The organism is Mesorhizobium sp. ArgA1 (assembly GCF_053714375.1).
This window is the reverse complement of record NZ_JBSKBQ010000010.1, coordinates 45,580-67,543: the sequence shown is the minus strand read 5'-3', so window position 1 is coordinate 67,543 and position 21,964 is coordinate 45,580. Positions and strand designations below refer to the sequence as shown.

15 protein-coding genes and 1 tRNA gene are annotated in these 21,964 nt (G+C 64.0%); 7 read left to right on the top strand and 9 right to left on the bottom strand.

Annotated elements, in window-relative coordinates:
* Positions 1–112 precede the first annotated feature (112 nt).
* The 3 genes from ACWGTI_RS21035 to ACWGTI_RS21025 are packed head-to-tail and all read left to right on the top strand — an operon-like array spanning position 113 to position 5,845.
* The gene (locus tag ACWGTI_RS21035; RefSeq protein WP_454588891.1) at positions 113–1,162 is read left to right on the top strand and encodes an ImuA family protein; all 1,050 of its coding nucleotides are present in this window, start codon (positions 113–115) and stop codon (positions 1,160–1,162) included.
* Positions 1,104–2,576, top strand: coding sequence for a DUF6504 family protein (locus ACWGTI_RS21030; RefSeq protein WP_454588890.1), 1,473 nt, complete (start codon positions 1,104–1,106; stop codon positions 2,574–2,576). Before ACWGTI_RS21035 ends, ACWGTI_RS21030 begins: the two co-directional genes overlap by 59 nt.
* Positions 2,573–5,845: an error-prone DNA polymerase gene (locus tag ACWGTI_RS21025; protein ID WP_454588889.1), complete on the top strand. Its 3,273-nt coding sequence runs from the start codon at positions 2,573–2,575 to the stop codon at positions 5,843–5,845. Before ACWGTI_RS21030 ends, ACWGTI_RS21025 begins: the two co-directional genes overlap by 4 nt.
* Before the next feature lie 45 nt (positions 5,846–5,890).
* Here ACWGTI_RS21025 and ACWGTI_RS21020 read toward each other — a convergent pair whose 3' ends face one another.
* The 4 genes from ACWGTI_RS21020 to ACWGTI_RS21005 form a co-directional block, all read right to left on the bottom strand.
* Positions 5,891–6,145: a Trm112 family protein gene (locus ACWGTI_RS21020; RefSeq protein WP_454575649.1), complete on the bottom strand. Its 255-nt coding sequence runs from the start codon at positions 6,143–6,145 to the stop codon at positions 5,891–5,893.
* Positions 6,146–6,178: 33 nt separating this feature from the next.
* The gene (locus tag ACWGTI_RS21015) at positions 6,179–6,850 is read right to left on the bottom strand and encodes an LON peptidase substrate-binding domain-containing protein (protein ID WP_454588888.1); all 672 of its coding nucleotides are present in this window, start codon (positions 6,848–6,850) and stop codon (positions 6,179–6,181) included.
* A gap of 190 nt (positions 6,851–7,040) precedes the next feature.
* Entirely contained in the window at positions 7,041–8,036 is a 996-nt protein-coding gene (gene trxA, locus ACWGTI_RS21010; RefSeq protein ID WP_454588887.1) for a thioredoxin, read from the bottom strand.
* A 141-nt stretch (positions 8,037–8,177) separates the two neighbouring features.
* The gene (locus tag ACWGTI_RS21005; protein WP_454588886.1) at positions 8,178–8,675 is read right to left on the bottom strand and encodes a prolyl-tRNA synthetase associated domain-containing protein; all 498 of its coding nucleotides are present in this window, start codon (positions 8,673–8,675) and stop codon (positions 8,178–8,180) included.
* Positions 8,676–8,891: 216 nt separating this feature from the next.
* Here ACWGTI_RS21005 and ACWGTI_RS21000 point away from each other — a divergent pair.
* Together ACWGTI_RS21000 and ACWGTI_RS20995 are read left to right on the top strand one after the other, a co-directional pair.
* Positions 8,892–8,966, top strand: a tRNA-Gly gene (locus ACWGTI_RS21000).
* A gap of 146 nt (positions 8,967–9,112) precedes the next feature.
* Positions 9,113–11,365: an SAM-dependent methyltransferase gene (locus ACWGTI_RS20995; protein WP_454588885.1), complete on the top strand. Its 2,253-nt coding sequence runs from the start codon at positions 9,113–9,115 to the stop codon at positions 11,363–11,365.
* 13 nt (positions 11,366–11,378) lie between these two features.
* Here the strand turns inward: ACWGTI_RS20995 and ACWGTI_RS20990 are convergent, their stop codons facing one another.
* Positions 11,379–12,059 carry a redoxin domain-containing protein gene (locus ACWGTI_RS20990; protein WP_454575786.1) on the bottom strand — a complete coding sequence of 227 codons (681 nt, stop codon included), beginning with the start codon at positions 12,057–12,059 and terminating at the stop codon, positions 11,379–11,381.
* Positions 12,060–12,077: 18 nt separating this feature from the next.
* Positions 12,078–15,362 carry an adenylate/guanylate cyclase domain-containing protein gene (locus ACWGTI_RS20985; RefSeq protein WP_454588884.1) on the bottom strand — a complete coding sequence of 1,095 codons (3,285 nt, stop codon included), beginning with the start codon at positions 15,360–15,362 and terminating at the stop codon, positions 12,078–12,080.
* 289 nt (positions 15,363–15,651) lie between these two features.
* Between ACWGTI_RS20985 and ACWGTI_RS20980 the strand changes: the two genes are divergently transcribed.
* Complete coding sequence (locus tag ACWGTI_RS20980; RefSeq protein WP_454588883.1) at positions 15,652–17,421, top strand: adenylate/guanylate cyclase domain-containing protein; 1,770 nt, start codon at positions 15,652–15,654, stop codon at positions 17,419–17,421.
* Positions 17,422–17,437: 16 nt separating this feature from the next.
* Here the strand turns inward: ACWGTI_RS20980 and ACWGTI_RS20975 are convergent, their stop codons facing one another.
* The 3 genes from ACWGTI_RS20975 to ACWGTI_RS20965 form a co-directional block, all read right to left on the bottom strand.
* Positions 17,438–18,817: a hypothetical protein gene (locus ACWGTI_RS20975; protein ID WP_454588882.1), complete on the bottom strand. Its 1,380-nt coding sequence runs from the start codon at positions 18,815–18,817 to the stop codon at positions 17,438–17,440.
* A complete protein-coding gene (locus tag ACWGTI_RS20970; protein WP_454575662.1) occupies positions 18,817–19,335 on the bottom strand; it encodes a GNAT family N-acetyltransferase in 519 nt (172 codons plus the stop codon). Before ACWGTI_RS20970 ends, ACWGTI_RS20975 begins: the two co-directional genes overlap by 1 nt.
* Positions 19,336–19,509: 174 nt before the next feature.
* Positions 19,510–20,331: a hypothetical protein gene (locus tag ACWGTI_RS20965; protein WP_454588881.1), complete on the bottom strand. Its 822-nt coding sequence runs from the start codon at positions 20,329–20,331 to the stop codon at positions 19,510–19,512.
* Positions 20,332–20,537: 206 nt separating this feature from the next.
* On the opposite strand from ACWGTI_RS20965, the gene ACWGTI_RS20960 reads away from it, so the two are divergent.
* Entirely contained in the window at positions 20,538–21,953 is a 1,416-nt protein-coding gene (locus tag ACWGTI_RS20960; RefSeq protein WP_454588880.1) for a DUF5939 domain-containing protein, read from the top strand.
* Positions 21,954–21,964 lie beyond the last annotated feature (11 nt).

Here is a 21,964-nt window from a genome sequence, read left to right as displayed (position 1 = left end):
CCTCCTGGTTCGGAGACAGGAATAAATTCCCCATGACTCCGCTTGACTCTTCCGGCACCCTCTGGAATCTATAGGAACATAACAGGAACAATTGTGCGAGAAACTGACCGTCATGGCGACATCAGCCGTGGCGCGGGAGACTGTTTTTGCCCTGCGCCGCCAGATCGCGAAGATCGAGGGAACGCTGCCCGAGCGCCTGGCAGCGCCGGCTGGCGAGCGACCTCGTGCGCGCGCTGACAGCGCTATCGACGGTGCGCCCGAACCTAATGCCGATGTCACCATCATCCGGCGCGGCCTTGCCGTGGCTTCGCCGGATGCCTTCCTGCCCACCGGCGTCGAGCGCTTCGATGCGGCCCTCGGGGGTGGCTTGAGCGGCGGCCTGCCGAAAGCCGCCCTGACCGAAATCCACGGCCTTGAGACCCGCAATGCCGGGGCCGTCGCCGGCTTTGTGCTGTCGCTGATCAGCCTGATCCTCAGGGGGCAGAACCTGCCCGTGCTGTGGATCGGCACGTCGGAGATTTTTCGCGAGGCCGGCTTCCCCTATGCCAAGGGATTGCAGGGCATGTTCGGCATCTCGCCGGAGCAATTGCTGTTTTCCGAGGCGCCGAAACTCACCGATGCGCTGTGGGTGGCCGAGGAGGCCGCGAGGATGACGACGCTGGCCGCAATCATCCTCGAAATCCGCGGCAGCCCGCAGCGGCTCGACCTCACCGCGACGCGCCGGCTGCACGCCCGCGCCCAGAGCGCCGGCCGGCCGGTGTTCCTGCTGCGCCAGGCCGGCGAGGCCGAACCAACCGCCGCCCCGGTGCGCCTCATCGTGTCGTCCGCAGCGGCTGCAAGCCGCCGGACCATCGCCGGGCCGCTCGCCGGCTCGATCGGCCGCCCCGCCTTCTCCGTCAGCATCGGCAAGAGCCGCACCGCTCTGCCCGGACAATTCACACTGGAGTGGAACCCCGATGAACACCGTTTCGAAGAAAGACGGCCACGCAAGGAACAACCAGAGAATTCTGTCGCTGTGGTTCCCGCATCTCGGGGCGGAACGGATCCTGCGCCAGCGCCTGGGACGGTCGTGGCGTTCCCGGCCGTCGGATCATCTGCCACTGGTGATCAGCCATCGCGACCGCAACGCCCAGCGCATATCGGCCCTCGACGAGCGGGCTGAGGCGCTGCACCTGAAGCGCGGAATGGGCATTGCCGATGCGCGCGCCATGCATCCCTCGATCGACATCGTCGAGGCCGACCCGGAGGCCGACCGCCGGCTGCTCGAAGGCCTCGCCGACTGGTGCGACCGCTACACGCCGCTGGTGGCGCTGGACGGCGCCGACGGGCTTTATCTCGACGTCACCGGCTGCACGCATCTGTTCGGCGGCGAACGCGCCATGCTGGACGACATTCTTGCGCGCTTTTTCCAGCAGGGTTTCGACGTCCGCGCCGGGCTGGCCGCAACGCCGGGCGCGGCCTGGGCGGCGGCGCGCTTCTGCGGCGACCGCATCGTTCCCTCAGGTGAAGAGGAAGCGCTGCTTGCCCCTTTGCCGCTGGCCGCTTTGCGCATCGAGCCTGATATCCGCGCCAGCCTGGAAAGTGTCGGCCTGCGCACCGCCGGCGCGGTCATGGCCGCACCACGCGCGCCGCTCGCCCGCCGCTTCGGCGCCAGCCTGCTGTTGCGCCTCGACCAGGCGCTCGGCCGCCTCGACGAGGCGGTATCGCCGCGCCTGCCGGTGGCGCCGCTTTCGGTCGAACGCCACCTGGCTGAGCCGGTTGTGCTGACCGCCGAGATCGAACGGCTGGTGGAAATGCTGGCGGTGACGCTGAAGGTCGACCTCGAGCGCCGCGGCGAGGGCGCCCGGATGCTGGCGCTGCTTTTGTTTCGCGTCGACGGCGCTGTCAGCCGGCTCAGTGTCGGCACATCACGACCCTTGCGCGAACCGAAGCTGATCCAGCGCCTGTTCCACGAGCGGCTGACAGCGCTCGAGCAGGATATCGACGCCGGCTACGGCTTCGACCTGGTGCGGCTTTCGGTGCTGGCGGCCGCCGCCTTCGACATGCAGCAGGCCGATTTGACCGGAGAGACCGAGGACGACGGCGCCGACATCGCGATGTTTGCCGACCGCATCCGCGCCCGGCTCGGCGACACTGCTGTGCTGAAAGCGGTCGCTGTCGAGAGCCATTTGCCGGAACGCGCCGTCGCCACCATACCCTTTTCCGAGGCGCCGCAGCGGACCACGCCGCCGAAAAGGTCGGACCGGAAAGACGCGCCGCCCGCAACAATCTTCCCGCCAGAGCGGCCGATCCGGCTGTTCCGTTCGCCCGAACCGATCGAAGTGCCGGCGACGGAAATGCCGGAAGGCCCGCCGATGAATTTTCGCTGGCGGCGTGCGCTCTACCGGGTCGCCCGTGCCGAAGGGCCGGAGCGCATCGCGCCGGAATGGTGGCAGAAGGGCGAGGAAGACGCACCGACCCGCGATTATTTCCGCATCGAGGATGCAGAGGGCCGACGCTACTGGCTCTACCGCCAGGGGCTCTACGGCGCCGGCCAGCCTTCGCCGCGCTGGTTCATGCACGGGGTGTTCGCATGAACGCGCTGACCGTCATCCCCTATGCCGAGTTCGGCATCCAGTCGAACTTCTCCTTCCTGCGCGGCGCCTCCAAGCCGGAGGAACTGGTGGTCGCCGCCAAATTCCTCGGCTTTTCCTCGATCGGGCTTGCCGACCGCAACACCGTGGCCGGCGTCGTGCGCGCCTGGCAGCAGGCCAAGGTCGAGAAGCTCGCCTACCACCCCGGTTGCCGGCTGGTGTTCGGCGACGGCACGCCGGATATTCTCGCCTACCCGCAGAACCGCAAGGGTTGGGGCCATCTCTGCCGCATGCTGACGCAGGCCAATCTGCGCGACGAAAACGAGAAGGGCGCAACCCTTCTCCAGCGCAGCGATCTGCTCGAATGGGGCGACCTGCTGTCGTTGGCGGTGCTGCCCGATCTCTCGGCGAATGCGGACGATCCCCTGGCATTGATCCGTCAGCTGAAGGATCGTTTCGGCGCAAATCTGCGGCTTGGCGTGGCGCCGGACTATCACGGCAATGACCGCTTCCGTATCGAGCAGGCGGCCGCCATGGCCGACGCCGCCGGCGTGCTGCTGATGGCGACCAACGATGTGCTCTATCACAGCGCCGAACGACGCTCGCTGCAGGACGTGCTCACCGCCATCCGCCTCAATGTGCCGGTCGCCGAGGTCGGGCTGGAGCTGACGGCCAATGCCGAGCGCCATCTGAAGCCGCCGCTGGAAATGGTGCGTCTGTTTCGCCGTCATCCGCAGGCGCTGGCCGAGACGCTGCGCTTCGCCGGCGAGCTCAGCTTCTCGCTTGGCGATCTCCAGTACAATTATCCCGACGAGCCGACGCAATCGGGCCTCGGGCCGCAGGCCGAGCTCGAGCGTCTGGCCAGGGAGGGGGCCGCCACGCGCTATCCGGCGGGCGTCCCCGCTTCCGTCTCGCAGCGCATCGATGAAGAGCTCGCTCTGATCGAGCGCCTGAACTATGCGCGCTATTTCCTGACCGTTTACGACATCGTCCAGTTCGCCCGCAACGAGGGCATTCTGTGCCAGGGCAGAGGCTCGGCCGCCAATTCGATCGTCTGCTTCTGCATCGGCATCACCGAGGTCGGTCCGGAGCGCATCGACACGCTGTTCGAGCGCTTCATTTCCGAGGAGCGCAACGAGCCGCCCGACATCGACGTCGACTTCGAGCATGAGCGGCGCGAGGAGGTGATCCAGTACATCTATTCGAAATACAGCGCCAAGCGCACCGCGCTGGCCGCCGCCGTCATCAGCTATCGCGGCCGCTCGGCATTGCGCGAGGTGGCGAAAGCAATGGGCCTGTCGGACGATGTCCGCAGCGCCTTGTCCAGCTCGATCTGGGGCTGGTCGACCTCGGAGCTCGGCGAGAAGGAGGCGCATGCCGGCGGCCTCGACCGCAGCGAAACCTCAACCCGGCATGTGCTCGCCCACGCCAACGAGATCATGGGCTTTCCCCGGCATCTCTCCCAGCATGTCGGCGGCTTCGTCATCACCAGGGACCGGCTCGACGAGATCGTCCCCATCGTCAAGACGGCGATGGAGGCCCGCAAGATGGTCGAGTGGGACAAGGACGATCTCGACGCGGTGAAGATCCTCAAGGTCGACGTACTGGCCCTCGGCATGCTGACCTGCCTGAAACGCGCCTTCACCTTGCTCACCGGGCATTATCCGGATGCGCGCGATGAGTATGGCAGGCCCTACGTGCTGGGCAGCCTCCCGCCTGAGGACAGGTATGTCTACGACATGATCTGCCGAGCCGACACACTCGGCGTCTTCCAGATCGAATCGCGCGCCCAGATGTCGATGCTGCCAAGGCTCAAGCCAAAGGACTTCTACGACCTTGTCATCGAGGTGGCGATCGTGCGGCCGGGCCCGATCCAGGGCGACATGGTTCATCCCTATCTGCGGCGCCGGCAAGGCAAGGAAAAGGCCGAGTATCAAAAGCCGGAGTTGGAGGCGATCCTCAAGAAGACGCTGGGCGTGCCGCTGTTTCAGGAACAGGCGATGAAAATCGCCATCGTCGCCGGCGGTTTCAAGCCGGGCGAAGCCGACGAATTGCGCCGCGCCATGGCCACCTTCAAGCGCACCGGCACCATCGGCAATTACCGCCAGCGCATGATCGACGGCATGGTCGGCAAGGGATACACCAAGGACTTCGCCGAGCGCTGCTTCAAGCAGATCGAAGGCTTCGGCGAATACGGCTTTCCCGAAAGCCACGCCGCCTCCTTCGCGCTGCTCGTCTATGCCTCCTGCTGGTTCAAGACCTTTTATCCCGATGTGTTCTGCGCTGCGATCCTGAACTCACAGCCTATGGGGTTTTACCAGCCGGCCCAGCTGGTTCGCGACGCGCGCGACCATGGCGTCGATATCCGCGACGTGGACGTCAATTTCTCAGGCTGGGACTGCACGCTGGAGGAAGACGACTTCGATCCCGGCCGGATCCTGCCACGCCATGCCGAGATGCGCGGTGTGATCGAGACAAGGCACGCCGTTCGGCTCGGCTTCAGGCAGATCAAGGGGCTTTCCAGGGAGCGCATGGAGGCTTTTGTGGCGCGACGCGGTTCGGGCTACGAATCCGTGCGGGATGTCTGGCTGCGCTCGGGTCTCGATGTCGACGACATCGAAAGGCTGGCCCAGGCCGACGCCTTCCGCTCGCTCGGCCTTGATCGTCGCGAAGCCTTGTGGGCGGTGCGCGCGCTGGACGGCAAGAGTGCGGCCGAAAGGCTGCCGCTGTTCGACCAGCCGGCGATCCGCCTGCGCGAGCTCGAGCCCGCGACGAAACTGCCGACAATGCCGCTCGGCGAACATGTCATCCACGATTACCGCGCGCTCGGCCTGTCCTTGAAGGCGCATCCGGTCGCCTTCCTGCGCGAGCGGCTCGACCGCGCCGGCGTCATCCCCAACGCCAACCTTGGCTCGGTTCGCGACGGCCGGCGGGTTTCCGTCGCCGGTCTGGTTCTGGTGCGCCAGCGCCCCGGCAAGGGCAATGCGATCTTCCTGACCCTGGAGGACGACAAGGCCGTCGCCAACGTCATTTTCTGGGAAAGGACGTTTACCCGCTTCCGCCCCATCGTCATGGGCGCCCGCTTCGTCAAGGTCACCGGCAAGCTGCAGTCGGAATCCGACGTCATCCACATCGTCGCCGAAAAGATCGAGGATTTGACGCCGTGGCTGACTGTGCTTCTGGAAGAGATGACGCCGGCTGTCCGGCCGGATATCACAACGCTGTCGGACAAGGCCGAGAGGGTCATGCCCAAGGGCCGCAATTTTCAGTAGGGCTTTGCGGAGACGCCCATCGAAGGGAGGGGTGCTTTGCCCCGATCAGCGTCCAGCCTGCGCCGGCCCACTCAGCCGCGGCGGCGGCAGCACATCCTCCGCCGAAATGCTCCGCGCCTCCGAGGGCAGCATGATCGGGATTCCGTCGCGCACGGGATAGGCCAGCTTGGCGACCCGCGAGATCAGCTCGCCGCGCTCTGGGTCCCAGGCCAGCGGCCCCTTGGTCAGCGGGCAAGCCAGCAGCTCCAGCAATTTTGGATCGACATTGGCCGTCTTGCCGTCACGCCCGTCCGCAGCCATCAGATCCCCTTTCAGCCAAACCCGGCCCAGCCCCTATTGGAGACTGGAGCCAAAATCCTCATTCTCGCGCGCCAGCGCCATTTCGGTGATGGCGATCAGCGTCTCGGCCCGCGCCCTCAAATCCGGCGCTTCCAACAGCGCCTGTTTCTCGGCCGGCCCGTAGGGCGCCATCATCGACAGCGCGTTGACCAGCATGGCGTTTTCGGCGCGGCTGACGCTTTCCCAGTCGGCTTCGAGGTCGTTGGCCTGCAGATAGGCGCGAAACGCTTTGAGCAGCGCCGGCCGGTCGACATCGTTTGCCGCCTGGTCTTCCCTAAGATCGGTGAGGAACGGTGCCAGCTTGCATTGCCGAAACGGCGTCTTCGCCGGCAGTTCATGGGCGACGCGGAACCGGCAGACGCCCTGCAGCGAGATCAGGTAGCGGCCGTCGCCGCTCTCGGCCATCGAGATGATGCGCCCGGCGCAGCCGACATTGCACAGTTCCGGCTCGCCATCGGCGCGCAGCGCACCATCGAGGCTGGGCTGGATGATGCCGATCAGCCGCGCGCCGGCGATCGCCTCATCCACCATCTCGAGATAGCGCGGCTCGAAAATATTGAGCGGCATGCGGCCGCCCGGCAGAAGCAGCGCGCCGGCAAGCGGAAACACCGGGATGGTTGACGGCAAATCCTTGCCTACCCGGTAATATGCGTTTCCGACCTGCACTTAAGTCCTCCGATCGCTTCGTCGGCATGCGGCCTGCCGCAGCCCCGCATCGTCAGCATCGCCTTAATCTGGCGCAGCCGCCGCAGGCCGCAAGGCCCCTGAGCCGCTCCACGAACAATTTCGCCGGCGAATGGCTATTTGTTGGTGCATGATCTTCCGAAAACCGGGGCCCACTTTTCGGGATCATGCACTAGGAAAACAGCAGCGACGACAATTTGCGCCGCGCCGCCAGCGTCGCCTCGTCGGTCATGCCCCAGGCCTCGAACAGCTTCAACAGCTGCGCCCTGGCGCCGTCCTCGTTCCAGGTGCGGTCCGCCTTGATGATGGCCAGCAGATTGTCGGCCGCCGCGTGGCGATCGCCTCGCGCATTCTGGACCATGGCAAGATCGAAACGCGCCTGGTGGTCGGCGGGATTGGCGGCCAGGCGCTGTTCGAACTCGGCCGGATTGCCGAGCGCGGCCGCTTCCGCCGCCAGCGTCATCTTGGCGCGCAGCGCGGCAAGCGCAGGCGCATCCTTCTTGGCCTCCGGCGCCGTTGCCAGCAGGGCCTCGGCGCCTCGCGCGTCACCGGCCTCGAACAGAAGCTCGCCCAGCCCGGCGATCGCCTCGATCGTCTCCGGCGCCTGCGCCAGTATGGCGTCATAGATGTCGGCAGCGGTCTGCGTATCGCCGGCCGCATGCGCTTCAGCTGCCGCGGCCAGCGCTTCGGCGACCGGCGGCGCGCCATTGCCCTTGCCACCGACCTTGGTGATGAACTCGCCGATCTGGCTCTCGGGGATGGCACCCATGAAGCCGTCGACCGGCTGGCCGTCCTTGAAGGCGATGACCGCCGGGATCGACTGGATGCCGAGCTGGCCGGCGATCGAGGGGTGGTCGTCAATGTTCATCTTGACCAGCTTGACCTTGCCGCCGGCGGCCTTGACCGCCTTTTCCAGCTGCGGCGTGAGCTGCTTGCAGGGCCCGCACCACGGCGCCCAAAAATCGACCAGAACCGGTTGCTTGCGCGATTCCTGGATGACGTCGGCGGCGAAGGTGGCCGTCGTGGTGTCCTTGATCAGGTCGCCACCGGCCGGAACGGTGCCGGCTGCGGCCTTGGCCGGCTCGGCGCCGCGATACTGCACCGAAGTGGTGTACTGGCTGGAATTGCCGCCGAATTGGCGGCCAAACGGATTGTTGTTGTCGCTCATATCGTCGCCCTTCCGGTCGCGCCCCTCGCCAGCGGAGCAGGCGCGACATCCTTGCTAGAGCAATTCCAGGAGAATGTGAGACGGTTTTCCGCCCGGAATTGCGTTGAAACAAAAAGTCGGTTTTCGCCATCCATGTGGCGATCAAGCCGAGACTTTCAAGATAGCAGCATCATGTCCGGTTGCCTCGACGAATCTGATGAGGTCGGCCGAAGCGATCGACGTCGTCGCCTCGTTGGTCAGCGGATGCGCATTGACCACCGCATGCGCCATCAAATCCTGGTCGAGCACCACCTTGACCCGTCTCTGGGTGTCGTTGATCAGCCCGAACAGGGTGACCGCGCCCGGAATGACGCCAAGCAGCTCCATCAGCATCTCCGGTCTGCCGAACGACACCCGGCTGGCGGCGCCGATGACCGTGTGGATCTGCTTCAGGTCGACGACCGCATCCTCGCCGACGCTGACCAGGAAGAAATTATCCTTCTTGTCCTTGAGGAACAGGTTTTTGGTGTGCCCACCCGGGATCTCCCCGCGCAGCGACTGCGAATCGGCCACCGTATAGAGCGGCGGATGCCGCACGGTCGACACCGATATGCCGAGATCGGCAAGAAAGGCGAAAAGTTCGGCTTCGGTCTTCGGCATTGGTGGTCTTCCCTTGTCTCGATGCGGGGCAAAGCCGTTTACGGCCAATGATGCCGCCGAGACAAGACCGTCATGGGGGAAGTCAATGAACCACCCGTGTGGCCAACGAGGTTCGGCCCAGCGATTTGGCGCGACCAAAAAGCCCGTCATTTCCCTGTTGCAATCGCCGCGCTCTTCAGCCATATAGGCCCGGCTTGCGGCCCAAGGGCCGTGTGAGCGGGTGTAGCTCAGGGGTAGAGCACAACCTTGCCAAGGTTGGGGTCGAGCGTTCGAATCGCTTCACCCGCTCCAATTTCCTCAAGGGGAATCAAGCGATGAAGAGGCGCCTTTCGGGGCGCCTTTTGCTTATATGGCTTTCTAAACCGGCAATGTACGCTCATTGTAAGCGCGTTGCGGGACTCTCGTTCTACCTTGTAACCAGGCGCGGGTAAGACGGCGTGGCGCATAATCCCTTGGTTTCAAGTTCGGCGAACGGCGGCACCGCTTCCGAAGCGCCTGCTTGGCTGGCGTTGCGGAACGCCGCGTCGGAGTGCGGCTCCGGCTCGCGCTCGATCGACCCACAGCCCTTGCGCGCGCTCCCGGCGGGACGCAAGTGGGCGCGTGAGATCGCCAGGGTGATCGTCGATGGCCTTATGGCGGGAAGCCTGTCGGTGCCGGGGCAACTGGCTGCCCGGTGGGACAGGTTCGGCGGCGCCATCACCGAGTTGACAGTCGGACTCGGCAAGCTCTGGGACAATCCCGGCGCGGCTCGCCGCATCCAGTATCAGCTTGAGCAAATGCTGCTCGAGGCCGACGATCTTGCCGCGCCGCGCAGGCTGGCCCGGACACTTGGAATTCGCGTCGACGCCCGAAATCCGACCGCGACCGAACTGCCGGAAGGCATAGATCAGATTTATGCCCATATGATGATGGATGGCCGGATCGAGGCTGTCGTGCAGTTCGGCGTACTCGGGACGGTGACAAGGGATCATTGGATCGAATTGATCCTGGATGTCGTGCCCGCCGAGCGGCTTGCAGATAGCCGCTATGAGCATGGAAGGCTGTCGTCTGTACCGAAAAAGGGCGCCGGCACCGACCCGTCAGACATGATTGCAGCCGACGCATCGTTGGCCATGGCGGGAGGCCGGCCCGATCCGGACAGCCATTTCGGCAAACTCGCGCAATTGGCCGCACAAGCGCAGGAGCTGGTCCGCTCAAGTGCCGAACCTACAGAGCCTGTCGCGCCGCCGCGCCGCGCCCGGGTCGCGGACAAGCACGACAAGGATCGCACGGCGTTCTGGAATCGCCATTTCGCGACCGAGGATCCGTGGAACTACGGTTCGTCCTATGAGCAGGAAAAATATGAGCGGCAGCTCGAGATTCTGCCTGCCGGTCCCATTGGACGGGCGCTTGAGCTGGCCTGCGCGGAGGGCCATTTCACACGGCAGCTGGCACCGCGCGTGGGCCATCTAACTGCAACCGACATCTCCGCCATAGCCGTCGAACGCGCCCGTGCGCGATGCAGCGATCAGCCGAACATTGAGTTCGGCATCCTCGATTTCGCTGCCGACACGCTGCCGGGTGGGATGGATCTGATCTTCTGTTCGGAAGTGCTCTACTACCTCGATGACCTCGCCGAGTTGCGGCGCATCGCCAAGAAATTCGCCGAGGCGTTGGCGCCCGGCGGCAGTTTCATCAGTGCACACGCATTCGTTCTGCGTGACAATGTCGAAAAGACGGGCTTCGACTGGAACACATTCGGAGCACAAGCGATCTCGGAGACGCTGGCCGCGACCGAAGGCCTCGTGCTGGAACAATCGATCCAGACCGAGCTCTATCGCATAGACCGCTTCCGCCGCCTGTCACCGGACGATGTGGCGACGGAACCTAGGATCGATCATGTGCCGATCCGCGCGCCCCTCGAAATCGGGGTCGCGCGAAATATTGTCTGGGGCGGCGCGCGGGCCCTGCGCCGCGACGTCGCGCGCAGCGAGCGGCGCCGGCGTATCCCTGTCCTTATGTATCACGGCGTTGCCGATGAAGGTCCGGCCGCGCTCGCCCGTTTTCGGCTCGCGCCCGCCGCCTTCGCCAGCCAGATGGCATGGCTGCGCGCCAATGGCTTTCACGCCATTGGGTCCGGGCAGCTGGAAGCGTCGATCGCCAACCGGCAGCCTTTCATAGGCCGCCCGGTTGTCATCACCTTCGATGACGGCTTCCAGAACTTTGCCGACCATGCCTGGCCGATCTTGCGCGCCAACGACCTGACCGCGGAAGTGTTCGTGGTGACGGATCTGGTGGGTGAAACTGCACAATGGGACGCTTACAGCGGTCCGCCGGCGCCGCTCATGGGCGCCGGGACGGTGCGACGCCTCGCGGCCGAAGGTGCATTCTTCGGCAGCCATATGGCGACGCATCGCGCGATCGATGCTCTGTCCACCTCTGACCTGGCCGCCGAGCTCCTGCGCTCTCGCATGTTCATAGAACGCTGGACTGGTCGGCCAACCACGGCGTTCGCGGCACCTTTCTCGGTCACCGACCGGCGGCTTGGCCGGCTGGCCAGGGAGTGCGGCTATCGAGTAGGCTTCGGCCGCAAACACGGGCCGGCGGACCTCGATGGCGATCCCATCGACCTGCCGCGCATCGAGATACGCGGGGACCGCTCGCTCGACGACTTCGTTGCCACTGTCGAGGCCGTGCTCGATGAACGGTGAACGTGTCAGCTCATTATTGGGCGACCTGGGACACGGCTGACATCAGCTCCTTCGGGTTTGGCGCTCCAAACATGTATCGCCCACCCCCTGGAACCTCGGTGAAGCTCCAGCGGACGATCCCCTGCCGGTCCAACAGGAACTGACCGACCAATTGCCCGTGTCCCGTTGCCATCATCTGCTGGTCGGCGTCGGTCATTTCGTAATGGTCCTTCTTGTCGAGGATTTCGCCGGCCGCCATAGGATTCATAGGACCGGGCAACTCGCCTGGTATGTCGACCCGCATATCCATTACCGATGCCATCGAGACCTTGTACGGCCAGTTCGTCTCGTCTTGGGTGAATTCGAGATTGGGCAGTCCAAAGGCACGATGTGAAGCGCGTTCAGGGTCGGAGGCTGCAAGCAGGTTCGGCATCGGATGGTAGCGGAAATAGAGACGCGCCCGTTCGATCGGCGTGTTGACCACCGTCAGGCTCTGCACGCCCTTTTCACGCAGCTCCGGATCAAGCCGCGCCTGGGCGGCGATATGGCGCCGGCAAAACGCACAATGCAGACCTCTAAACAGGCCGACCAACACTGGTTTTTGCCCGCGAAAGTCGTCAAGCGCGATCTTGCCTTCCTGGGTAATGGCATCGAGGATCAGGTTCGGCGCAACGTCGCCTGGTTGAAGCGGTAACAAGTCACTACGCGCGGACATTTCCAACCTCCCGCCCGGTTAGTCGAGAAAAGGCAGCACCACAAGCGCTTCCGGGTCGAGCCCGTGCTGGGCGCATATGCCCTGCGCCAGGGAAAAGTAGCGTTCGGCCTCGGCCAGATTGTCGAGGTCGAGATTAAGCGTTGCAAGACCATCATAGCACGGAAACAGCAATTGGGGCTCGCCCGTTTCGCGGGCTACGTCCAGTGCTTGGTGGAACAAGCCCACCGCCAGTTCCGGATGGCCGTTGCACTGGTGGATCTGCCCAAGCACGATCAACGGCACTGGCAGGTGCTCGCGCTGGTCGAGCGCCCGGTCGATCTCGATGGCCTTCTCGGCAGCAGGCACGCCCTCGGTTGGACAGCGATCCGTGAAAGTACAACAAGCGACCGCCAGATTGGCGAGGAGGCGCGCCTGGAAACCCAGATCACCAATACGCTGTGCCACTTCAAGACCGCGCCGGCAGACCTCCATCGCCCGGGCCGGATCGATGGTCGTGTAAAGCACGCCGAGATTGGTGTAACCGCGGCAGGCCGCACCCAGCAGACCGGCGGCTTCGGCCAGTTCAATGCTGCGCTCAACCTCACGCACGGCGTCATTGTTTCGCCCAAGGCGAGCCAGCGCAACGGCCTTGGTATTGAGTGCCTCGGCGGTCACAAGAGTGGCATCCTCGAAGACGTGCCCGGCCGTCAGGGTGCGTACGCAATCCAGCGCCGCGTCCGCCCATTTTGCCGCGAGCGCGTGATCTCCGCTGCGGAACGCCTGTCGGCCACGTTCTTGCCAGAGATGCGCCTGCTCGATCGGGGCATCCGCTCCATCGAGGAGCGCTGCCGCTTCGGCATAGCGGGATTCCGCGTTGTCCCGCTTGCCCACGTCCCAGAGCAGCCGACCGATCTTGCGCAAAACGCGTGCCGACGCGACGCGATCGGCTGACTCGCGGTAGGCCTGCAACACCGCCTCGTAATGGCGGTGGGCGATCTCGCGGCGGCCTGCCGCGCCGCTCAAATCGGCAATGCGCTCTGCGATTGCCAGTTTGAGCGGTGTTTGCCCGCTCGCGCCCAACGCGGTCAGTGCTCGCTCGTAGAAACGAAGGGCGTCGTCATTGGCGTATATCGTGCGAGCGCGATCCCCCGCCGCCTGCAGGTAATGCGCCCCCCTCTCCCGCTCGGCGCTCTGTGCGAAATGATGACCGAGCGCGGCCAGGTCCTCGAACCGTTCCGGCTTGTCGCCGCACAGTTGCTCCAGGGCAGCACCGACCCGGCCGTGGATGTCGGTCCGGCGTTGTAGGAGCAGGTTCTGGTAGATCACGTCCTGCAGCAATGTTTGCGTAAAGCGGTAGCCTTGCGACGAGACAGAGCCTGATCCGGCAACTTCCTCGATGATTTCCGCATCGCAAAGCAGCTCGCAGCCGGCATCCAGCCGGCCGGGATCGGCCGTCACGGCTTTCAGAAGCGTGGCATCGAAGCGCGGGCCGATGACCGCGGCTTCCTGGGCCAGCCGGCGCACCTCTTGCGGCAGCCGGTCGACGCGGGCAAGCAACATTGCCTGGATAGTCGCGGGGATGCCGGTTGCGACTTCGCCTGCCGCGGTCCGCCATTGCTGGCCTTCGCGCGTCAACACACCGCGATCGATAAGGCCGCGAACGATCTCCTCGATAAAAAGCGGGTTGCCGCCCGCGCGCTCGAGGATCTGGTCGAGAAGGCCTCCTGCGGAGTTTACCCAGCTCTCGCCGAAAAGCGCCGCCACCAGCCTGCGTCCGTCATCCCTGTTGAGCGGTGAAAGCCTGAGCGCGGTGTGACTGACCCGACTTGAATCGAGCTGGTCGTTGTCCGGCGCCGGACGATGCGTGACCAGCAACATCAGCCGAGTGCGTTCCAGCCTGTCCATCACGAAGCGCAGTGCTTCGAGCGAAACGGCGTCGGCCCAGTGCAGATCTTCGACGACAATCAACAGCGGCGACAACGCAAGCCTCCGTTCGATGATAGTGCGAACCGCATAGAGGATTTGCCGCCGCAGCTGCTCTGGCTCGACATGCTGCAAGGTGGCATCGGGGTCGCCAAGGCCAAGCACATGGTAGAGCAAAGGCATCAGCCGCTTCGCCTCCTCGCCCTGCAGGCCAAGATCGGCAAGCAAGGCTGCGAGCTTGCCCCGCATTTCGTCACCACTGTCGTTTTGCATCATCCCGGAAGCGCTGCGCACCACTGCGCCCAGGGCGCCAAATGATTGTTCGCCCAGCGGTGAGCATGCGGCCTGCCGCACGGCGACATTACGAAATCTATCCTCGTCGCCGACGCGGGCAACGAACTCCTTCACCAGTCGCGATTTCCCGATACCGGCTTCTCCGACGAGGCGGACAAGCTGGGCCGAGCCGCCGCACGCTTGGTCAAGGCTCGCCAGCATTCTGTTGAGTTCCGCATCACGGCCTATTATCGGCGCACTGAGGCCGAGCACCTCGAGCCCACGCGCTGCACGCGGCGCCGCAAGCGGCGCATCCAGTCGATGGACGAGCACACTGCCGGCCTTGCCGCGAAAAACGACATCGCCCAGCGATTCGTAAGAGAAGGCATGCCGGGTCAGCCTGTGCGTGAGCTCGCCTACCAGCACCTCACCCGGCGCGGCCAGCGATTGCAGGCGTTGCGCCGTGTTCACTGTGTCGCCGGTCACCGAATAGGATTTGGCGGTGCCGATGCCCAATCCGCCGGTAACGACCGGACCCGTGTTTATGCCGATGTGGAGCAACAGAGGCGTGCCTGAGTGGGGGGTGCTTTCACCGAGCCGCGCCGTCCGGGCGATCATGTCGAGAGCGGCGCGAAGCGCACGTTCCGGATCGTCCTCATGCGCGACCGGCGCACCGAACAAGGCAAGCAGGGCATCGCCGATGAATTTGTCGACGAAACCACCAAAGTTCTGCACGGCCGCCGTCAATTCCTTGAACAGTTCGTTCTGCAGCGCTTGCATGACCTCGGGGTCGAGTTGCTCGCTGAGTGTCGTGAAGCCGCAGAGATCGGCGAACAGGACCGTTACCGTCCGTCGATCGGCGTCGGAGACGGAATGCGGCCCTTCATCGCTTTCGATGTTCCGCGACGGAGTTCGAGAGGGCTGCGCAGTGGTCCGGCTTGGTGTCGGAGCAGGCCGCTCCGCGGCTTTTGCGGTCGCGCCGACGCTTGCTCCGCATTTCGGACAGAACTCGAAATCAGGTGCGCAGACATAGCCACAACTGGCGCATGACACGGGCTGGCGCCGGCCACACTTCGGACAGAAGGCGTAACCGCCCTCAATCTCGAAACCGCAGCCCGAGCAGTCCATGGACACCTCACCAGAGCATGATGCCGAAAAGTGTAAAGCGGTTTTCGGACGACATCATGCTCCATCTCTTCGACCTTGAGCCGTGACGCGTGATCCCACCACGCTCGTCACGCCCAAGGTATTCACAAGGATGAACCGATGGCCGTCATCCGGCAAGCGGTAGTGCAAATGGGCAACCGTATGGGCTCGGCGGCAAAGCGCTGCCGATACGGGCGGCTGCGCGGCCGTCATGTGCGAAAATTTCCTCCTCCCCATCTTCCTGCTATCGTGGAGACGAGGAGGCGGACGCATGAGTGAGAACCGCAAGCTGGCCGCAATCCTGGCTGCAGATGTGGTCGGATACAGCCGGCTCGCGAGCGCGGACGAAGATCGTACTTTGGCGAGGTTGCGGGCACTGCGCAGCGACCTGATCGATCCCACCATCGCAGTGCACAACGGGCGGGTGATCAAGCGCACCGGGGATGGGGCCTTGGTTGAGTTCCGCAGTGTTGTGGATGCCGTGCGCTGCGCCGTTGAGGTCCAGAATGGCATGGCTGAGCGCAATGCCGGCGTGCCGCAGGATCGCCGCATCGAATTCAGGATCGGCATCCATCTGGGGGATGTGGTCGAGGAAAGCGACGGCGACCTGATGGGCGACGGCGTCAACATCGCCTCGCGCCTGGAGGGAGTCGCGTCACCCGGCGCGATCTGCCTGTCCGAGGATGCCTATCGCCAGGTCAAGGCCAGGCTTGACCTCTCGGTCAGCGATCTCGGCAGCACGCAGCTCAAGAACATCGCCGAGCCGATCAGGGTCTATTCGCTGCAGGTCGGCGCCGGGACCAAGGCGGCCGCGACGCCCGAAACCGTAGGCGGCCGGCCGGCCGCGGCAGCGCCGCCGAAGCTGTCCATCGCCGTGTTGCCGTTCGCCAACATGAGCGGTGACGCCGAACAGGACTACTTCGCCGACGGAATCTCCGAAGACATCATCACGGCGCTGTCCAAACTGTCACAGCTCTTCGTCATCGCCCGCAATTCGTCGTTCACCTTCAAGGGCCAGAACGTCCATGTGCAGGAGGTGGGCGCGAAGCTCGGCGTGCGGCATGTGCTCGAGGGCAGCGTTCGCAAGTCGGGCAACAGGGTGCGGATCACCGCGCAGCTCATCGATGCAATTTCGGGCGGCCATCTCTGGGCGGAGCGGTTCGATCGCGACCTGACCGATATATTCGCGGTGCAGGACGACGTGACGCAGCAGATCGTCGGTGCGCTGGCGCTCAATCTGACTGAGAGGGACCGTCAGCGGCTGGCGCCCGAGCATCCGCGCAACACGGAGGCGTATGACTGTTTGCTGCGAGGCCGGGAGCTGTGGCACCGGCTTACGAAGGAGACGAACGTCGCAGCTCGCGACCTCTTGCAACGTGCCACCGAACTGGACCCAACGTTTGCCTCTGCCTACGCTTTTCTCGCCCTCACGCACGGACTCGATTACCTGAACAGGTGGAGTGCATCGCCGCCGGAATCGATGGCGCAAGCGGAAGAGGCCGCAACGCGAGCGGTAACGCTGGATGACAGCGACCCATGGGCGCACTGGGCGCTGGCTATGGCCAAGCTGTACACACGACGGCACGACGGGGCCATCGAGGAGGCCGAGCGCGCGATAGTCCTCAATCCGAACTTCGCCGAAGGGCACTTCAGCCTCGGCGAAGCGTTGTACTATTCGGGCAGATCCGAGGAGGCCCTTGAGAGTTTCGCCCGGGGAAAGACCCTGAACCCATACTTTCCGGATGTGCTTCTGCACTTCCAAGCTTTGGCGTTGTTTCAACTGGGAAGGTTCGACGAGGCCGTTGACCTCTTGCTCAAACGGCTGGCTCGCAACGCTGTCACCGACGTCTCGCGCGCGCTCCTGGCCGCCTGCTACGGCCATCTGGGCCGTTTTGAGGAAGCCCGCGCGGCATGGCAGGAGCTGCTTCGCGTCAATCCCGACTATTCGCTGGAATACCGTCGCAAAGTCTTGCCTTACAAGAACCCTGCCGATTTCGACCTCATGGTCGAAGGGCTCCGCAAGGCCGGTGTCGTGCAATGACCCGGTAGCGGCAGGATCAGACGCCGGAGGCTCGGCCGATCTTGCGCCATCGGGCGTTTTCGCGAACCAGTTTCAGGTCCTCGGTCGTCTCGGCAAATGTCCGCAACCGGTATTGCCGGAGCAGCTCCGGGAACAGCGCCCCTTCCGGCAGGCCGGCAAGCTGCTCGCGGACCGAGATCTTATCATCGATGACCCGCATGCCCCAGGCATTTTCCCGAACCTGCAGTTCCGCAGCCAGATCGCGCTCTTCCGGCACGTTTTCATCCAGCGCAGCCAGCAGGATCGAGTGGAAAAGCGCTACATAGCCAATCTGTCTCAGCCCGCCCACAACCCGCACGCGCGGCAATATGGCAAGGATGAGGAACGCCAGGAACAAGTCCGGCAACAGCACGCCATCCAGCAGCGCCTGCCTGAGATGCAGCCGCTCGAACGGGATGGAAAGACCGTGCGGCCTGTCAGGCTCGATCAGATGCCCGTTCTCGAGGACGAGCTTGCGCACGCGCTGCTCGCGAATGCCCCAGAAATAGGCCGTGGCATTGGGCAGGAATCGGCCAAATGGGCCCGATGCGGCCTCTTGCAAGGCATGGTCGAGACGCTGGCGCCTTTCAGGCTCAAGGAGCAATCTGGAAGGAAGACTGCCGTCATGGTCCAGATGCCGTGCCACGGCGGCAGCGGCGAGCCGATCGTCGATGAAAACCGGCCGGGCCATGCCGGAACGATCCCAACTGGCGACCAGGTCTTCGTTGAGTTCTGTCAGCGCATCGGCGGCGGTTGCAAACACCTTTTCCTGGCTGGCAAGCAGTGTGCTCAGCCAGCTTCTGGCATCCGTCTCATTGCCCACCGCTTGAAGCGCGCGCTTGTTGAGGGAGACAGGACCGGCTGCGCAAACGCTTTTGCGGCACAGTTTGTGGCGCCCCATGCCAAACAAATTGACCTTGTCGTCGCCGACATCGAGCCATCCCGGCCCCTCCCGGCCGACGGTCTCCATGGTCATAGTCGCCCCCATGAAGCCGAAGAAGGCCGACAGTCCGTTTTCGACCGCACCGAGCCAGGCAAGCAGGAGAGCATCGAAGGTGATCCGGTCCATCAGAAGCAGGCAGTGCAGGCCGGACTGGATCACCGGTCTGCGCTCGAATTCGTCGAGGGCCTTGCCGACCTCTTCGGGCCGCATCATCACACCAAGGCGCTGATGCAGAACGTCGCGCAGGATCGAGCGGGCAGCGATCGCCGGCCCCGATGCAGGCCTTGCCACCAGCCTCCACAGATGGCGCGCGTATTCGGAAACCGGTGCATTCCAGTTCTGTTCGATGTCACGCGCGACTTCCGGGCAGAGCAGCGACAGCACGGCCAGAATTTCCGCCGGAGGCGTGGGGGCTGGATCAAAGGCGGCGGTCATCAGAACCGCAGCCGGGCCATGGTCAGGAGGTCGTGGTACTGCCCGTCGGTAAACCCGGCCTTCACATGCCGGCCTTCAACCTCGAAGCCGTGGCTGGTGTAGAGGCGGATGGCCGGTTCATTGTCGGCATAGACGCTCAATTCGACCCGCTTCAGGGCGCGCCAGTTGTCGGCCACGTCAAGCAGCGCGCCAAGTATGGCAGAGCCGATGCCTTTGCCAACAAAGCCATCGTCAAGGCCGATATTGATCTCGCCTATGTGTGAACGGCGCGGCGAACTTTGCACGACCAGGCTGCCATGTCCGACGACCTTCCCATCCAGCTCGGCAACGATCCAGGTGGTTTCCTGGCCGGACTTGGCAATGCGCCGCTCCACCTGCTCCACCATCTCGAAAGGCATCCTGAGCGTGCCCCAGCGGAAGCCCGGCATGTTGAAGATAGCGCATAGCGCCTCCGCATCGCTTGGCCGGACGGCGCGGAGTTGCGGCTGGATTTTCTTGGAAGAGGTCGTGCTGGTCATGGCGTCCCTGGCTAGAGCAATTCCAGGAAAAGTGTGAGCGGTTTTCCGCCCGGAATTGCGGCAGAACAAAGAGATAGAGCAGTTCGCCGTTTTCTTGAAACGGTGAAACGCTCTAAGACAATCGGCCGGCACGATGCACCGGACGTCGCCTGAAAATCCAGTTATCTCTGCAACCTATGCCGATTGCACGCCGAAATACCGCGAGGCGGCGTAGAGTTTGAAGGCGCCGCTGATGCCGATCCAGCCGAAAAGGGCGAGCCAGCACAATGTCCCGGCCGCCGTCCAGCCGATCTTGTGCACCGCGGCGTCGGTAATGATGAGGCCAAGGATGGCAAGCAGGCCAACCAGGAACTGGGCCAGGCCGAGCACCAGCAGTTCCTCGCGCGGCGCGCCTTTCCAGACGAGATATGCGCCGCCGGCGCCGGCGAGGAAGATGGCGCTGTAGACCTGGGCGTGAAAGGGATCGACCGGCCATGGCCAGGTGCTGCTGACCATCAGGGGAAACAGCAACATGCCGATGCCATAGAACCCAAGGAGCGTCGTTTCCGCCACCATGTAGCCGCGCCATGCGGGGCTCAGGGTCACGCCTTTCGCTGACGGACGTTCCCTCGCCCGCCACAGGAACAGCCCCGATACCGCGGCCGAGGCAAGATAGACCAGGAACCAGAGCCAGGCCGCTTTGCGCCCGAAGTTGAAATAGCCGATATTGATCAACGAAACCGCCGACACGGTGACGGTGAAGATGAAGGCCATGACCAGCACGAGCCTGCCGGGCGACCAGCGATTCCAGAACAAGAGCGCCGCCATCACTGCCATTTCGGCGGTGTAGAAGCCGCCGAGGAAACGGGCACTGAATGGCGTCACGGGCCAGGGCCAGCGCGGCTTGACCAGCTCAGGCGCGAAAAACAGGCCGGCGCCGACGATCAGGACGATGATGACCCCAGCGGAGAAAAGGCGCAGGGCCGCGGGAAATGGCGGGTTGTCGGGTGTCGGCACGGGAGAAAGCCCCAAAGATGAATGCCCCAAGCACCCATCATAGTGCCGCTTGCGGCCGGTGAAAATCCGCCGAATGGAAATTGACCTGTCACCAGGCTTGTCCATTCGCATGGCCGTACGGCCCGTTTCGGCGTAAAGTGGCGAAGTCGGACCAAGGAGCGGTCCGGCCAACCCGCCTCGGGCGGGGCATTTTCGGAGCCTGCACGATGAACGAAGCTCAGGACCTGTTCTCGCTTCTGCGGCAATCGACCGATGTCGATCCGCAGGCAATCGACGCGATCCGGCGAACCGTCGCGGAGGGCAAGGACCGTGAGCTTTGCCGCATCAACGCGCTCGCCTTCGCCAGCAAGAATGGCCTCGACGAGGAACGTGCCATCAGTGCCTTTCTCCATGCGGCGCGGGTGGGCATCTTCGACATTTCCTGGAATGTCCTGTGCCCCGGCTGTGGCGGCGTGCTCGACACCAACGCCACGCTGAAAACGATGCAGAAGGACGAATACACCTGCGCGCTGTGCTCCCAGGGCTATTCGCCGACCCTCGACGAGATGGTGGAGGTGACATTCACAGTCAGTCCCCGCGTGCGCAGGATTGCCGCCCACAATCCACACGAACTGCCGTTGGTGGAATATTACCGCCAGATCTACTGGGCGTCCGGTGCCGATCTGCCGGACGAGGATTTGGCGAAACAGATGGAAGCGTTCTCGCTGGAGGATATCGAGCTTGCGCCCGGTGAAAAGGCGGTTCTGCACATACAGCTTCCGTCCCAATTCATCATCGTCTTCGAGCCGGTCACCCATTCGGCGCAATTCATCGACGTAAAGGGCGAACCGGCAACAGAGCGCCGAAGCCTCTCTCTGGTCTTCGACCGCGACCATGTCCAGAGCCAGACGCTGGAGATGCAACCCGGCCCGTTGCGCATTTCGCTGGAAAACAGGACCGACACCCGCGTGCTGCCTGCGGTCTTCATCGCCGGCCCGGCATTGCATGATTTCATCGGCAAGCGCCGGCCCTTCGTGACCGCCAAGCGCTTGCTCACCAACCAGACGTTCCGCGATCTCTATCGCACCGATACGCTCGACATCGACCAGCGCCTGAAGATCACCAGCCTGACCTTCCTGTTCACCGACCTGCGCGGATCGACCGAGCTTTACGAGCGGGTGGGCGATCTTTCAGCCTTCGATCTCGTACGCGAGCATTTCCAGGTTCTGCATGAGATCGTCGCGGCGGAGGCTGGCGCGGTGGTGAAGACGATCGGTGATGCGGTCATGGCGACCTTCGCGACGCCTGATCGAGCGATTGCCGCGGCCCTCAGGATGCGCGATGCCATGCGTGACCTCAATGAGAAAAGCGGCCGCGAGGATCTCCTGCTCAAGATCGGTGTTCACGCCGGCCCCTGCATCGCCGTGTCCATGAATGAGCGGCAGGACTATTTCGGCCAGACGGTCAACATTGCTTCGCGGGTCCAGAACCTTGCCGACGCTCAGGCGATCTTCGCTACGCGTGCGGTGGTCGACGACAATCTCACCGCCGATCTGTTGCACAGGAATGCGCTGACGCCCGTGCCTCATGAGGTCTCGCTGCGCGGCATCGAGCGGGAGATAGCAGTCTATACGATCCCCTGAAGGGAAGGCTT

Bases quoted from the DNA above. Each gene is read 5' to 3' on its own strand.
- ACWGTI_RS20960 (WP_454588880.1), top strand. From the start codon at position 20,538: ATGAACGAAGCTCAGGACCTGTTCTCGCTTCTGCGGCAATCGACCGAT.
- ACWGTI_RS21035 (WP_454588891.1), top strand. From the start codon at position 113: ATGGCGACATCAGCCGTGGCGCGGGAGACTGTTTTTGCCCTGCGCCGC.
- ACWGTI_RS20990 (WP_454575786.1), bottom strand. From the start codon at position 12,059: ATGTCCGCGCGTAGTGACTTGTTACCGCTTCAACCAGGCGACGTTGCG.
- ACWGTI_RS20970 (WP_454575662.1), bottom strand. From the start codon at position 19,335: ATGACCAGCACGACCTCTTCCAAGAAAATCCAGCCGCAACTCCGCGCC.
- ACWGTI_RS21005 (WP_454588886.1), bottom strand. From the start codon at position 8,675: ATGCCGAAGACCGAAGCCGAACTTTTCGCCTTTCTTGCCGATCTCGGC.
- ACWGTI_RS20985 (WP_454588884.1), bottom strand. From the start codon at position 15,362: ATGGACTGCTCGGGCTGCGGTTTCGAGATTGAGGGCGGTTACGCCTTC.
- ACWGTI_RS21020 (WP_454575649.1), bottom strand. From the start codon at position 6,145: ATGGCTGCGGACGGGCGTGACGGCAAGACGGCCAATGTCGATCCAAAA.
- ACWGTI_RS20980 (WP_454588883.1), top strand. From the start codon at position 15,652: ATGAGTGAGAACCGCAAGCTGGCCGCAATCCTGGCTGCAGATGTGGTC.
- ACWGTI_RS21025 (WP_454588889.1), top strand. From the start codon at position 2,573: ATGAACGCGCTGACCGTCATCCCCTATGCCGAGTTCGGCATCCAGTCG.
- ACWGTI_RS20975 (WP_454588882.1), bottom strand. From the start codon at position 18,817: ATGACCGCCGCCTTTGATCCAGCCCCCACGCCTCCGGCGGAAATTCTG.
- trxA (WP_454588887.1), bottom strand. From the start codon at position 8,036: ATGAGCGACAACAACAATCCGTTTGGCCGCCAATTCGGCGGCAATTCC.